Genomic DNA, 13759 nt, shown 5'->3' with positions numbered 1-13759 from the left:
CAGGACGGCCCGCCAAGAACTGGGGACATTCGCCATGAACGAAGCGAAATCGCTTCTGCAGGATCTGGACGACGCGATCGCGCGCGGCACCGACGAAAGCCGTGCACGTGCATTGTGGCATGCGACCGACCTGTTGATGACCGGCCGCTACAGTGCCGACGAGATCAGCATGTTCGGCGAGGTGATCGGCAAGCTCGCGGACGAGATCGAGGTGGCGGCGCGGGCGCAGCTCTCCGACCTGATGGTCGCCTGCGACCACGCCCCGCTCAACGTGCTGCATCAGCTCGCCTTCGACGACGAGATCGCGGTCGCCGGCCCCGTGCTGCGCGAGTCCGACCGGCTCGACGAGAAAACGCTGATCGAGAATGCCCTGAGCAAGGGGCAGGATCACCTTCTGGCGATCTCTCAGCGCAAGTCGATCGGCGAGGCCGTGACCGACGTGCTGGTCAAGCGTGGCAACCAGGAGGTCGTGACCTCGGTCGCCAGGAATGAGGGCGCACGCTTCTCGGGCTCCAGCCTGCTGCACATGGTGAGGCGCGCCGACGGCGATTCGATCCTCGCCGAGCAGCTCGGCCTGCGCAAGGACGTGCCGCGGCACATCTTCCAGCAGCTCATTGCGAAAGCGTCGGAGGACGTCCGCCGCCGGCTCGCGAGCGAGCGGCCGGAGATGATGTCTCAGATCCAGAGCTCGGTGACCGACGTCACCGGCGACCTGCAATCGAAATTCGGGCCGTCGTCGCGGACCTATTTCGTCGCCAAGCGCGTGGTGACGACGCAGCACCGCCAGGGCAACCTCAACCAGGATTCGATCTCGAACTATGCGCGCCAGCACCGTTTCGACGAGGTGCAGATCGGCCTGTCGCTGCTCTCGGCGCTGCCGGTCGACGTGATCGAGCGGGCGCTGATGGACCGCAATCGCGAGATGCTGCTCGTGCTGTGCAAGGCGCTGAATTTCTCGTGGGACACGACGATGTCGCTGTTGTTCCTCGGCGCCAAGGATCATCTGATCACTGCGCGCGATCTCAAGGACAACGAGCGCGAGTTCGGCCGCCTCAAGATCGAGACGTCACGCAGCATCCTGAAATTCTACCAGTCGCGCAAGAACAGCACCGCCGCCGATCCGACGGCAGGCCGCGCCGAACTCCAGATGCACTGAGCGCCATCGGGAAATCGAGAGGGGAGTATTTGCCATGTTGCCTCAATTCGGCACCGCAGCTCGCAAGAAACTCAACAAGTCGCTGAGCACCGACGCCGGCGGCGCGAAGCCCGACAAGGCCTCGGTCGACGCAGCGTGGCTCGTGCTCGAGGCCGCCAACGATCTCGGCGACCATGCCGCGGTGGAAGCCTGCCGCCGGGTGATCGACGCCGACCTCAACGGCACCGCCGCCGGCCGCTCCGACCTCGACCTCGTGCTGGATTATTTTCGGTAGGTCGAGAGAGCAGTCCAGAAGCCCGGATGGAGCGCAGCGCAATCCGGGACGGTCTGATCCGCCGGCACAAGATCCCGGATTTCGCTACGCTCCACCGGGCTACGCGCCCTTCTCGATAATCAGGGATTGTGGATGGAGCGAAACCCATCATCTCTCCCCCGATCAAGCACGCCACTGTCATCGTCCCTGGCTCCGGCTGGCGATCCCGGAGAGGCGGCGTTGATCTTGATCAATGGTTTGGGCTGAGAACCACATGCAATGACTGCTTCCGTCCGCGGACAGTTGGATCATGGCGATTTCCGGCCTCGTCTCGGTGCCTCACAGACTGCTTCCGATGCTCGATTGGATACCGGGCTATCGGCGCGAATGGCTGGTGCCGGACGCGCTTGCAGGTGTCGCGCTCTGGGCAGTGATGGTGCCCGAAGGAATGGCTTACGCCGGGATCGTCGGCGTACCGCCGATCATGGGGCTCTATACGATCGTACCGGCGTTGCTCGCCTATGCGCTGTTTGGCACGTCGCGCCAGCTCGTTGTCGGACCGGATACCGCGACCGGCCTGATCTCTGCATTGACGGTCGGCGCCGTCGCGGCGCACGGCACGACCGAGTTCAATTCCCTTACGTCCACCCTGGCCGTCATGATCGGGGTCCTCTTCCTGTTCTTCGGCATCGCGCGCATGGGATGGGTCGCGAGCTTTATCCCTACGCCTGTCATGCGCGGCTTCATCGAAGGCCTGGTCTACGTGACCATCATCGGCCAGGTGCCTCATCTGCTCGGGATCAGCGGCGTGTCCGGCAATTTCTTCGAAAAGCTCTGGCACGTCCTGCAGCATCTCGCGGAAGTTTCGCTCGCGCCGGCCCTGACCGGACTGTTGTGCCTCGCGGCGATGTTGTTGCTCCGTCATTGGGCGCCGAGCATTCCGGCGGCGCTCGTGGTCATGTCCTTGGCAACGATCCTGGTCGGACTGCTCGGAGGAGAGGCCGTTGGCGTACACGTCGCCGGCCATATCCCCTCCGGCCTGCCAGGGTTCACAATGCCAAACCTGGACGGTCCGGTCCTGCGCGAACTCGCGCCGGGCGCGCTTGCGATCGTCCTGGTTGGCTATGCCGAGGCTTTGGGCGCCGCGAAAGCGGCGGCCCTGCAGGATGGAAACGATATCGATCCGAACCAGGAGCTGATCGCTCATGGGCCTGCAAACATCCTGACCGGCCTGTTCGGAGGATTTCTCGTTGTCGGCAGCCTTTCGAAGACGTCGGTGGCCATGGCGGCTGGCGCGCGCAGCCAGATCGCCAACCTGATCGCCGCGGTATTCTGCTTCCTGACCCTGATCCTGCTGACACCGTTATTCCGAAACATGCCCGAGCCGGCGCTGGCAGCCATTGTCATTGCGGCGATGCTGCACCTCACAAAGCCGACCTACCTGCATGACGTGTTGGTCCGCAGCCGCTGGTCGTTTGCGGTCGCGCTTATCGTCATCACGGGCGAACTGACGTTGGGCGTGTTGCAGGGCATCGCGATCGGAGTCGTGCTGTCGCTCCTGAGGTTGATCTATCTGGCCAGCCGTCCCAAGGGCGCCGCGCTGGGACAACTGCCAGGCACGGAAGCCTACCGTGATGTCCGGGTTCATCCGGAAGCAATCACGTTTCCAGGGCTCCTGATCTGGCGCGTCGGCGGCGACCTCTTCTTCGCGAGCGTTGGTCACATCGGCGCCGGGCTGCGCGCCTCGATCGCGGCGCCGCCGCCGGTAAAACGCGTGCTCTTCGATCTCGCCTCGGTGGATTTCATGGATATCACCGGAGGTGATGAGCTGCTGCGGCTGGTCCGGGAGCTGCAGAAGAAGGGGATCGGCGTGGCATTCGTCCGCGTTCGTGATCCCATTCGCGAGGACATGCGGCGCGCCGGCATAGAAGCGGCCGTAGGGCCGGACGGATTCTATGAGCGCATCACGGACGGCGTGCGCGCCTGGCACCAGCGCGCCGGTGATTTCCCCTGCAGCGGTCGCAGCTCCGGGAGCCAATCATGAGAGTGGCCAATCTGCAGCCGCCGTCCACATTCTACCGCATGATCGAGGCGCATGGCGATCGTGCCCTGATCGACAGCTTCCTGCTGAAGCGGCCGTCCGTCAGAGAGCGCCTGGCGGCGGGCAAGGCGTTGCGAAAACAGGTTCCCCGCTCGGCGCAGGCTAACTTCGAGCCAGCAGCGAGGCGCGCGGATCCCGTCGACATTCTGGCGCAGCAGGATGCCGGCCGGGTCAAGGAGCTCCTGCCGATCAAATACGGCCGCATGCTCGAAAATCCCTTTGCATTCTTTCGCGGAGCTGCGGCCATCATGGCGAGCGATCTGGCGGGCCTGCCGATCTCAGGCACTGCCGTGGTTGGATGCGGTGACGCGCACGTCAAGAACTTCGGCGTCTATGCTTCGGCCGAACGTAATCTCATCTTTGCAATCAACGACTACGATGAAGTCTATGTGGCTCCGTGGGAATGGGACCTCAAGCGGCTGGCAGCGAGCGCGGCGGTGGCGGCGCAATGCCTCGGCGGTGACAGAGTGAAATGCGAACAGGCCGCCCGCGAATGTGTCGCCATTTATCGTGAGCGCATCTTTCGCTACGCTGAAATGGGCTATCTGGAAGTCTGGTATGATCGGATCGACGAGCGCGCCATTCTTGACGGCCTGCCGTCCAGGATGCGCCGTATAGCCCTCGACGTCATCGACAAGGTGCGACACATCCGGCCGCTCGAAAAGCTGACCGAGCAAGTGAACGGCAAGCACCGCTTCATCGAGCACATTCCCCTGATCGAGCGCACGACGCGGAGCTCATCCGGTACGCCCGCGCGGGTGTTCCTGGACCGTCTTCTCCAGGCCTACATCGATTCCATGACTTACGATCGGAGGCTGCTGCTGTCGCGTTACCAACTGGTCGATTTCGCGCGCAAGGTGGTCGGGATCGGAAGCGTCGGCACGCGGTGCTGGGTACTTTTGCTTCAGGGTGTCGACGAGAGCGACCCGCTCTTTCTCCAGATCAAGGAAGCACAACGCTCCGTGCTTGCGTCCCATGTCGGGATCAAGCTGCCCTTCGAGCACCAGGGGCGCAGGGTGGTGGTCGGCCAGCGACTGATGCAGGGATCGCCCGACATCTTCCTCGGCTGGGGACGGGCCGATGGACGGGATTTCTACGTTCGGCAGCTTTCGGAACTGAAGGGTGGGGCCGCACTCGAGGATCTGGAGTCGCTGCCCGACTATTGCGGCATGTGCGGCTGGGCCCTGGCACTGGCGCACGCCAAGTCAGGCGATGCCGCGACGATCGCAGGTTATTGCGGCAAGAGCGATGCACTAGATGACGCGATCGGCAAATTTGCGATCGGCTATGCCGGGCAGACCGAACGGGACTTCGAGTTGTTTGCCAAATCGAGGAGAACAGGCCGGATCAAGGTCGCATCGGTTCTTGCGTGACGTCTCCTCGCAGCAAGTGCCGGCCATATCGTGCCACCGGGATTTCGCGTCATCTTCGCCGGCCATCTGAGGGAGTTCTGCTATGCGCGATTCCGCTGACAGGGCAGGCGTGATGCACGCCCATTTGCGAACCCCGAGAGCCGCCGCGATCGCCGGTGTCGTGTTCTCGATCCTGCTCTTTGCAGTGTTTGTGCTGATGCGGCATTCGGTGCCGCGAGATCCCCTGGAAACGGGCGCCTGGCTGCATACCGGAGCTACCAACGTTTTGATCGCGTTGAATCTGGTGCCCTTTGCTGGAATAGCCTTTCTCTGGTTCGTCGGTGCGCTCCGTGACAAGCTTGGGGAGCGCGAGGACCAGTTCTTCGCAACCGTATTTCTTGGCAGCGGCCTTCTGCTCCTGGCGATGCTGTTTGCAGCAGCGGCCGTCGTGGGGGCGATCATCCTCGCGTTTCACGCCGCCCCCGAGGTCCTGGTCAATTCGGCGACGTTCCATTTCGGACGCGCGCTGGCCTACGGCATGATCAACATCTACGTGGTGAAGACAGCATCCGTTTTCATGATCACGACGTCGACGATCGGCGTCTACACCGGTTTCACGCCGCGCTGGCTGGCGCTTGGCGGATACGTGATCGCGGCGATCCTTCTGATCGGCAGCTACTATTTCGACTGGAGCATCGTGGTGTTCCCGGTCTGGGTTCTCTTGATCAGCATCAGCATTCTGACCGACAAGAATGCCGCGGCGACCGGGCAGGTCCGATGACGGGCTAGACCTGCTGGGCCCGGTAAATCACGACGTCCTCGCCGCGATAGATCGTGTGCCGCTCCAGGCTGAAGCTGGATTTCTCCAGCACGCGACGGGATGCGTGGTTCTCGACGAAAACCAGGCCGATAAGGGACGGCAGCTCGAGCCGTGCCAGTCCGATGCTCGTCAGCGCGCTCGCGATCTCGCTCGCCAATCCCTGGCCCCAAAGACTGCGCTTGAACGTGTAGGCGATCTCGGTCTCGTCGACGTCATCCACGAGAATATGCCGAATTCCTGCCCGCCCGGCGAACTCCCCCGTCGGCATTCTCAGCGCCCAGAGCCCAAAGCCGTGGCGGTCCCAATGGGCCATGTTGACTGCGAGATAGGCCTTCGTCGCCTCGGGAGAGCGCACTCCGCCGAGATAGCGGGACACCTCGGGGTCGAGGTGCAGTGCGACCAGGTCGGCGAGGTGACCTTCATGCAGCCGCTCGGCGGTCAATCTCTCGGTGCTGAAGGATTGCATGGAAGCAGACCGCCGCGCGCCGTCCATTCAAACGCGCGCGACGAGATGCGCACGCGACGGCGCTGGCTCGAACCGGTCGGCGAAATATTGCGTCTCGTGCGCCACCAGTCCTTCGCGGAACTCCATGATGCTCACTGCATAGGACGGGATATCATCATAGCTGAGCGTGAATTCAGTCACCCAGAGATCGCCGCTTCCAACGATTCGCCGGACCGCAAAGCGCTTCTTGTTCGGCTGCACGAACCGGCTCTCCCTGATGTTATGCCGGCCACGGATTCGCTCGCCGGATTGCGGATAATCAAGCACGGCATCCTCGCGGTAGATGTCATGCTCGACGTCGAAATCGCCGGCATCCGACGCATTCCAGTGACGCTCCAGCGCAAGCCGCTTGGTTCGGTCATCCATATGAACCTCCTGCATGGTGGCGCCGAGCAAAGCACGGAAAAATGCGCCCGGCTAGCGAGCGTGCCGAACGCGCGGTTTCAAGTCTATCAGGCCCCGATCCACGAGCGTGCGGTGGAATCGGCGTTTCCGTTCGGAGGCCGATGCAAAGTAGGATGCTCCGCAATCGTCAAGCAAGCTTGCACGCGTAGCGAATATTGGGTCAAGCGGGAGACCCGCACGTCGTAAGGCGACAGTTCCAAGAAACGCGATATCGAGGTCCGCGCCCCGTCCAGGCTCAAAGTGAGGGATGTTCAAAGCCTCGATCGCGTAAAATGTACGAAACGGACTCCGGCCGTCTCCCGGGCCTTCCAGGTGCCGATCGATCCGTCTCGTTAGCACGGGTTGATGGTCCCCATAGTGCACCACGAGAACAGGGCGCCCCGGAAAACTGCTTGCCAGCTTCTCCCTGAGCTTTTGCCAGGTCGAGGCGGTCTCCACGAGTCGCGCGTAATATTCAGCGTATCCGGCGTCGGGAAGGCTCGCCAATGCAAAGGCGCGCTCCCGCTCAAGCTGTCCGGGCGGCACAAGCCGCCGATTATGCGGACCGTGATTGAAGTTGGTCAGCACATAAAGAAATTGAGGTGACTGGTCGTTGGTAACCCTTTTGGTATGAGCGTCGATCACCGCCTGTAGAAATGTTGCATCGGAATTCGTCGCCTCGAAACGCCTGATGTCAAAGGGCAGCGGAAAGTCGTCGATGAAAATGCGTTCGTCGATGCCGATCGAGCTGTAAAATTCATCATAGTCGAGAAAGTTGCGGCGACAGCTCGATGTGAGTGTCGTCTTGTAACCGAGCGAGGCCAACGAGCGCGGCAGGCTGCTGTGGAACCGGCCGGCGCCTTTCCTGAAGAGGTAGTAGGCGCCCGAACCGAAACTGGCACTTGAAAGACCGGTCAGCAGGCTGAATTCGGACTGCCACGAGCCGCCACCGTAGATGTCCACGTTGAGGCACCCGGACTCCCCTTCTGCAGGAGACAGGAACGCTTCGAGGACCGGCTCGATCGGCAGCCCGAACATGCGCGGGTCGAAGACCGACTCGTGCTGGATGACGATAATGTCTGGACGGTCGCTGGAGCGCGCAGGCACCGCTTCCTTCAGCGGCAGCGGTTCGTTTGCGATATCGCTCAGAGCCAGCCCATTGAACTGTCGCCAGGACGCGGGGTCGACGAGCGAGGCCATGAAGGTGGAATAAAAGCACCGGCCTTGCGTCAGCGTCAGCCGCAAGGACGTGGCTCCCTTGATGGCGGAGACCTTCGCGAAGCCGATGAGCGCAAGGCAGAACAAGGGGATTCGAAAAGCGACGGAAATCGGAGATCCGGCGGCGTAGACCAGGATCGCGACGGAAGCGAAAGCGAGCAGGAATCCCGCGGCGAGAACACCCAACATCATGCGTGGGTATTGCAACACGAAGAACGGGACCGTGCCTGCAAACGCGAGCGGCACATCGGAAACGATCAGTTTGAGTGCGCTGTGTTTGAACTTCACGATCGATACACCGGCGATTGCGACTGCCAGCGTACCGGACAGCAGGATCGCTCTCTCGAAATCGGCAACGAAAACCAGCAGCAGAGCCGCGTTGAGGAAGAGCGCCGCGATCGCAAACAGCAGGTGTTCAACGCTGCGTTCCGTTAGCGCAACGACGCAGATGGTCGTCACAAGTGCCAAGGTCAAAGCCATGGGAGCAGAATGCCCTGAGCCTTCGATTTCTTCAATTCGGCTCTCAGGCTCTGATCGCCGCCCAGATCCTCCGCGGTCGGACCTCGGCGCTGATGCCGGGAACCGGCCGGGCATTGATCTAGCTCAATGGCTCGTGAGGGCGCTCATCGGAGAGGTGGCGTCGGCAGATATTACCGAATAGCATTGTGCGTCCCAAGGAGGGCGCGATGGACAGGATGGACCGGTATATCGCCCAGGCCAACATCGACCACTATCTCAGCCTCCTGAACAGCGCTGATCTCAGCGAGAAAAATCGCGATACGATCATGAAGCTGCTCATCGCCACCGAGGACGCGCTGAGCTACGATCTCGAGCAGCTTGAATTCGCCGAGCGCAGAGCGGCCACGGGCCGAAGTCGCGTGAGCTATCTTACAAATCTGCGAAACCACTTTGTCGTGGGGTCAGCGGATCGCGAACGAGCCGACAGGCTGCTTGCGAACTTCGAAATTCTCCAGCGTCAGCTGGAAGAGCTGTGTCACAGGATGCGTGAGAGAGTGAATTCGCATCACGCCTGACGGGCATCAGCCAGTTCGTGTGGCGCGGTCATGGTCGAGAGGTTGTTTGGGCGGCCCAGGGGCGGCGTACGTGCGCAAGAAGGCGTACGCCGCACGCCGGCCGGTACAATGGGGAAGAAACGACGCGGCTCGTCGCGGACAAGCGACGAGGCTCGCGCAAGCTCAATAGCAGGGCGGATAGGGATAGTAGCCACAAGCCCGGCGATAGCCATAGGCACCATAGGCTGCAGCTCCCGCCGCCGCCGCACCGTAATAGGCGCGCCGATGCACTCGGCGGTTGACGCCTGCAACGCTCATGGGCGTCAGCGGCCGCCCAACGCGCGCTTCGGCGCGATCAATGGACACGGATAGCGTCTCCGTGGGTGAATAGCGGAACGACAGAGGGGCTGCCGTCAGGAGCGCGGCACTCACGATCAGTCCAAGAAGTCTGGCATGTCCAGTCATTTGCTTTCTCCTTGCAGGACAATGAGAAGACCTGACATGCGACCGGGTCCCACCATTGATCGAAATCAATGCGGAACCAGTTTCTGTCCGGGTTGACGAGCCTTGATCTTGCAAGCCGGGCGCGACCCAGTGCCTTGCATGCAAGCCGGATGATGCATGCTGTAGCGGCTTGGAGTCGCGTTTGGCGCGATCGCGACGCTCGCATGATCGGGAACAGTGTGGAGCGGTTTTCCCTCGCGACCCAAGGCGGAACGCGTTTGCGCGGAGATCATGCTCAGACAACACCATAAGGGCCGATCGAAATTCAGCCCAATCTCATCGCGCTTTAGTCAGTTCAAGCGCGATCTAGTTCTCGGAGGATTTGATCGCGGTGCGCGAGAAATTGCATCTGCGTGCAGAGGAATGTTTCCAGGAGTGCGCGGGCCAGAGTTGTATCATGCCCATGATGTTTGAGGTCTTCGATACGCTGCTCTTGGTCCGAAACGCTCTGCTCGCCACGCAATAGGTGGCGCTCAGCTTGTTCGAGATGTTGAAGTTGCCGGGACCGATCCATCTTGCTCTCCTCGCCATAGGCGGAAGCGAAGTGGTCTCTCAGCCACTCGACGCCTATGGGCAGAGCCTTAGCCGGTGATAAGCAAAGGTTTAGCGCCGATTGCGGACTGGTCACAAGGGCGGAAAGTCGGAAGGCGATAGCATGGCGACTTCATATCGCCTGTGAACGAGTCCAAGGTTCAACTTGATGTCTGTTTCCCAGTTTGAGCGTCGCCGGTTCCAACATCCGCAAAATCGGCCTTCGTTCCAGTGACCCATCGGTTGACGCGAAACATTTTCTCACCCTGTAACTTGAGTTAATCGTGGGGCCGATCAAAGAAGTCGCGTTATGGAACCGATCAGCCGAATATCGGACCGCATCGACCATAAGACTGCCCGGTCGATCTGTGACGAGGTGGGCGACAGGTTGCAACAGGACCTATCTCGCGAAATGTCGCCCCTGCCGCCCTATCTCGAGCGTCTCGTCGATGAGCTGCGCAAACACGAGCGTCATCCAAATGATGGCGTCGAAAGCTGGCGCGCCTCGCGCGCCCGTTGACCGGAGCATGATCCGGGAACGTGTGGAGCGGTTCTCCTCGCGATAAACGCGAGACGCGTCCACGCGGAGGTCATGCGCAGACAACAACCTAGAGCGCGATGACGATTCAATCTCGTCGCGCTTTAGTTCATCTTCCTGCGGAGCCTCTCCGCGATCTGACGCTGCAATTCGGCGTATTCTTCCGCGACTTTGCGCGCGTCTTCGGTACGGTCCGTACGCTCTCGTTCCCGTGGCGGCTTCTGGTCTTCATCCTGATCCATCGGCTCTCCTCCGCGCCGCCCAACGGCAGAGGAAGGAGGTGGTTCCTATTGGCGACAGGTCTCCCCGCGATGAATGTTCCCCAAGTTGTGCGTCCGGCCGGTACGGTTCCGGCCGATCGTCGATCAATACGCCGACGGGGTTTCTGTGTTCCCCGCGTCGCGGCAGCTGCCAAGCCCCCCAGGATGGCATCGTGCCGGTGATTTGCCCGACGTGTCAACGGATTTTCCGAATCAAAAGGAGGGCGTCGGCCGCCGCCGGCTTACTTTGCATGGGGTTGTTTTCGAGATTTTTGGTTTTGGGGATGAAGGCTCTGCGAATGCGAGCCCGTTGAGCACGAAGAGCTACCCCGCGCCCAGCGCCATCGCGATGTTGTAGGTCGCAAGGCTCGCCGCATAAGCGAGCGCCAGCATGTAGGCGAAGGTGGTCGCCATCCATTTCCAGCTTCCGGTCTCGCGCCGGATCACCGCCAGCGTCGAGGCGCATTGCGGGGCGAAGATGTACCAGGCGAGCAGCGACAGGGCGGTCGCCAGCGACCATTTCGTCGCCAGCACCTGGCCGATCTGCTCGGCCGCTTCCTTGCCACCCTCGATGGCATAGACGGTGCCGAGGGCTGCCACCGCGACCTCGCGCGCCGCCATGCCCGGGATCAGCGCCACCGCGATCTGCCAGTTGAAGCCGACGGGCGCGAGCAGCGGCGCGATCGCCTTGCCGAGGATCGCAGCGAGGCTGTAGTTGATGGCGGGGTCCGCTGCGCCAGCCGGCGGCTGTGGGAACGAAGCCAGGAACCAGATCAGCACCATCATCGAGAAGATCGTGGTGCCGGCGCGTTGCAAGAACATCTTGGCGCGCGTGAAGATGCCGATCGCGATCGATTTCGGCCGCGGCATCTTGTAGTCGGGCAGCTCCAGCATGAACGGTGCCGGCGCATAGTCGCGCAGCATGAAGAACTTGATCAGGAACGAGACGAAAAGCGCGCTGATGATGCCTGCGGCGTAGAGGCCGAACATCACGAAGCCCTGGAGGTTGACGAAGCCCCAGAGCTGTTTTGCCGGAATGAAGGCGGAGATGATCAGCGTATAGACGGGAATGCGCGCCGAGCAGGTCATCAGCGGCGCGATCAGGATCGTGGTCAGCCGGTCGCGCCGGTTGTCGATCACCCGTGTCGCCATGATGCCGGGAATGGCGCAGGCAAAGCTCGACAGCAGCGGAATGAAGGCGCGCCCGTGTAGCCCGGCGCCGCCCATGATGCGGTCCATCAGGAAGGCCGCGCGCGCCATGTAGCCGAAATCTTCCAGCAGCAGGATGAACAGGAAGATGATGATGATCTGCGGCAGGAACACGATGACGCTGCCGACGCCGGAGATCACGCCGTTCTGCAGGAAGCTCTGCAACAGGCCGGCGGGCAGGGTGTCGTGCACGAACTGCCCGAGCGCGTCGAAGGAGGAGGACAAGAGCTCCATCAGCGGCTGCGCCCAGGCGAACACCGCCTGGAACATCACGAACAGGATCAGGGCGAGCACGATGAGGCCGCCGACGGGATGCAGCACCACGGCGTCGATCCGCGCGGTCCAGGTGTCGGGGCTAGCAGGCAGGCTGACGGTGGAAGCGATGATCCGGTCGGCCTCGCGCTGCGTGGCGCGCAGTTCGGCGACGCCGAGCGGCCGCCAGTTGTTCTCCTGGGGCTGCGGCTTCACCTGCGCGGAGATCTCGTCGGTCAGCTTGAGCAGATCGGCGGTGCCGCCTTTGCGCACCGCGATCGAGGTGACCACGGGTACGCCGAGCGCGTCGGCCATCCGCGCCACGTCCACCGTGATGCCGCGGCGGGTCGCGATGTCGAACATGTTGAGCACCAGCACGATCGGTCGTCCGGTGCGCTTGAGCTCGAGCAGGAGGCGGATGGTCAGGCGCAGATTGGTGGAGTCGGCCACGCACAGCACGAGATCGGGCTTCGTCTCGCCCGAGGCCTTGCCGAGCACGATGTCGCGGGTGATCTCCTCATCCGGGCTGCGGCCGCGCAGCGAATAGGTGCCGGGCAGGTCGACAACCGAGACCTGGCGTCCCAAGGGAGTGACGAAAAAGCCTTCCTTGCGCTCGACGGTGACGCCGGGATAGTTCGCGACCTTCTGCCGGCTGCCGGTCAACGCATTGAACAGCGAGGTCTTGCCGCTGTTCGGCGTGCCCACCAGGGCCAGATGCAGCAGGGGAGCTTCCATGGGATTAAAGGCCTGGGTCAGCGGTCCGGTCGCTCGTTACGCGACGATGATGGCCATGGCTTCGCGACGGCGCACCGCGATGGTGACGTTGTCGACGCGAACCGCAATCGGGTCACGGCCGACGATGCCCTCGTGCAGGATCTCGACTTTGGCACCCTCGACGAAGCCGAGCTCGATCAGGCGGCTTTCCAGCTCGACGTCCGACAGGGCCGAGCCCGCACCGTTGGCGGAAAGATGCTGGATGACGCCCGAATAGCCGCGTTCGGCCAGCCCCAGAGGCGAACCCGAGGGCAGGTGCGTGGATGTCTGCGGGAGCGTGATGTTGTCGTCGGTCATGCCCTGTATTTTCAACGGCAGCGAGACAGGTCAAGCGCGCTCACGCAGCCGGGACCGCACCTTAGAGTGATTATAAAGTGCGGCCTCGCGGATGCTTTACCTGACGGCTCCGGCCTATTGGGCCGGCACTTTTTGCTCGGGCAGGACCGCTGCAGCGCGGTTCTTGAAGTAATCGAGCACGAACAGCCGGATCGCGGACGACAGGTTGCCCTGCTGGCGATTGCCGTCGATCTCTCCGACCAGCTCCGACAGCGTCATGTTGCGCAGGCCGGAGATCTCCTTCATGCCATTCCAGAAGGCCTCTTCCAGGCTGACACTTGTCTTGTGGCCGGCGACGACGATCGATCGCTTGACGACGGGCGATTTCATGGCTGTTCCTCGCGCTCGATCCGATGCTGATCCAGGCGCTCCTTCGCTTGGGCCTCGCGCTTCTCCTCCGCCGATCGCTCGGCCTTGCTGCGGCCGAACTTCGTCCGGTTGGCCTCCGCCTGCTTCGCCGAGGCTTCCCGCTCGGCGCGCTTCCGGAAGCGGTTCAGGTTGATGACGTTCCCCATGCCGCGTCTCCATCACTCGATCCTCGGCGGGCGGGGTG

16 protein-coding genes are annotated in these 13759 nt (G+C 62.3%); 7 read left to right on the top strand and 9 right to left on the bottom strand.

Annotated features, from left to right (window positions below):
* Positions 1–34: 34 nt before the first annotated feature.
* From SO140_RS17840 to SO140_RS17820, 5 genes are all read left to right on the top strand, one after another.
* Positions 35–1156: a DUF2336 domain-containing protein gene (locus SO140_RS17840; RefSeq protein WP_449379250.1), complete on the top strand. Its 1122-nt coding sequence runs from the start codon at positions 35–37 to the stop codon at positions 1154–1156.
* A gap of 34 nt (positions 1157–1190) precedes the next feature.
* Positions 1191–1430 (top strand): hypothetical protein, encoded by a 240-nt coding sequence (locus SO140_RS17835; protein WP_449379249.1) that lies wholly within the window; start codon positions 1191–1193, stop codon positions 1428–1430.
* Positions 1431–1719: 289 nt separating this feature from the next.
* Positions 1720–3453, top strand: a complete 1734-nt coding sequence (locus SO140_RS17830; protein ID WP_449379248.1) for a SulP family inorganic anion transporter — start codon at positions 1720–1722, stop codon at positions 3451–3453.
* Positions 3450–4883, top strand: coding sequence for a DUF2252 domain-containing protein (locus SO140_RS17825; RefSeq protein ID WP_449379247.1), 1434 nt, complete (start codon positions 3450–3452; stop codon positions 4881–4883). The genes SO140_RS17830 and SO140_RS17825 overlap by 4 nt, the downstream gene beginning before the upstream one ends.
* A gap of 82 nt (positions 4884–4965) precedes the next feature.
* Positions 4966–5643, top strand: a complete 678-nt coding sequence (locus tag SO140_RS17820) for a hypothetical protein (RefSeq protein WP_449379246.1) — start codon at positions 4966–4968, stop codon at positions 5641–5643.
* A gap of 4 nt (positions 5644–5647) precedes the next feature.
* Here the strand turns inward: SO140_RS17820 and SO140_RS17815 are convergent, their stop codons facing one another.
* From SO140_RS17815 to SO140_RS17805, 3 genes are read right to left on the bottom strand one after another with little or no spacing between them, the layout of a single operon-like run.
* Complete coding sequence (locus SO140_RS17815) at positions 5648–6148, bottom strand: GNAT family N-acetyltransferase (protein ID WP_449379245.1); 501 nt, start codon at positions 6146–6148, stop codon at positions 5648–5650.
* 27 nt (positions 6149–6175) lie between these two features.
* The gene (locus tag SO140_RS17810) at positions 6176–6553 is read right to left on the bottom strand and encodes a nuclear transport factor 2 family protein (RefSeq protein ID WP_449379244.1); all 378 of its coding nucleotides are present in this window, start codon (positions 6551–6553) and stop codon (positions 6176–6178) included.
* A gap of 51 nt (positions 6554–6604) precedes the next feature.
* The gene (locus tag SO140_RS17805) at positions 6605–8269 is read right to left on the bottom strand and encodes a sulfatase-like hydrolase/transferase (RefSeq protein WP_449379243.1); all 1665 of its coding nucleotides are present in this window, start codon (positions 8267–8269) and stop codon (positions 6605–6607) included.
* Positions 8270–8475: 206 nt separating this feature from the next.
* Here SO140_RS17805 and SO140_RS17800 point away from each other — a divergent pair, with 206 nt between their 5' ends.
* Positions 8476–8823 (top strand): hypothetical protein, encoded by a 348-nt coding sequence (locus SO140_RS17800; RefSeq protein ID WP_449379242.1) that lies wholly within the window; start codon positions 8476–8478, stop codon positions 8821–8823.
* Positions 8824–8985: 162 nt separating this feature from the next.
* Here the strand turns inward: SO140_RS17800 and SO140_RS17795 are convergent, their stop codons facing one another.
* Positions 8986–9267 (bottom strand): hypothetical protein, encoded by a 282-nt coding sequence (locus SO140_RS17795; protein WP_449379241.1) that lies wholly within the window; start codon positions 9265–9267, stop codon positions 8986–8988.
* A 334-nt stretch (positions 9268–9601) separates the two neighbouring features.
* On the bottom strand, positions 9602–9820 hold the full coding sequence (locus SO140_RS17790) for a hypothetical protein (protein WP_449379240.1): 219 nt from the start codon (positions 9818–9820) through the stop codon (positions 9602–9604).
* Positions 9821–10147: 327 nt separating this feature from the next.
* Here SO140_RS17790 and SO140_RS17785 point away from each other — a divergent pair, with 327 nt between their 5' ends.
* On the top strand, positions 10148–10357 hold the full coding sequence (locus tag SO140_RS17785) for a hypothetical protein (protein ID WP_449379239.1): 210 nt from the start codon (positions 10148–10150) through the stop codon (positions 10355–10357).
* Between the two features lie 602 nt (positions 10358–10959).
* On the opposite strand, the gene feoB is transcribed toward SO140_RS17785, so the two are convergent.
* The 4 genes from feoB to SO140_RS17765 form a co-directional block, all read right to left on the bottom strand.
* Positions 10960–12831: a ferrous iron transporter B gene (gene feoB, locus SO140_RS17780; protein WP_449379238.1), complete on the bottom strand. Its 1872-nt coding sequence runs from the start codon at positions 12829–12831 to the stop codon at positions 10960–10962.
* Between the two features lie 36 nt (positions 12832–12867).
* On the bottom strand, positions 12868–13167 hold the full coding sequence (locus tag SO140_RS17775; RefSeq protein WP_449379237.1) for a FeoA family protein: 300 nt from the start codon (positions 13165–13167) through the stop codon (positions 12868–12870).
* Positions 13168–13281: 114 nt separating this feature from the next.
* On the bottom strand, positions 13282–13536 hold the full coding sequence (locus SO140_RS17770; protein WP_254103758.1) for a ribbon-helix-helix domain-containing protein: 255 nt from the start codon (positions 13534–13536) through the stop codon (positions 13282–13284).
* A complete protein-coding gene (locus tag SO140_RS17765; protein WP_449379236.1) occupies positions 13533–13721 on the bottom strand; it encodes a DUF4169 family protein in 189 nt (62 codons plus the stop codon). The genes SO140_RS17770 and SO140_RS17765 overlap by 4 nt, the downstream gene beginning before the upstream one ends.
* Between the last annotated feature and the right edge of the window lie 38 nt (positions 13722–13759).

It is taken from the genome of Bradyrhizobium sp. UFLA05-108 (genome assembly GCF_059803455.1).
This window is presented reverse-complemented; position numbering and strand designations above follow the sequence as displayed.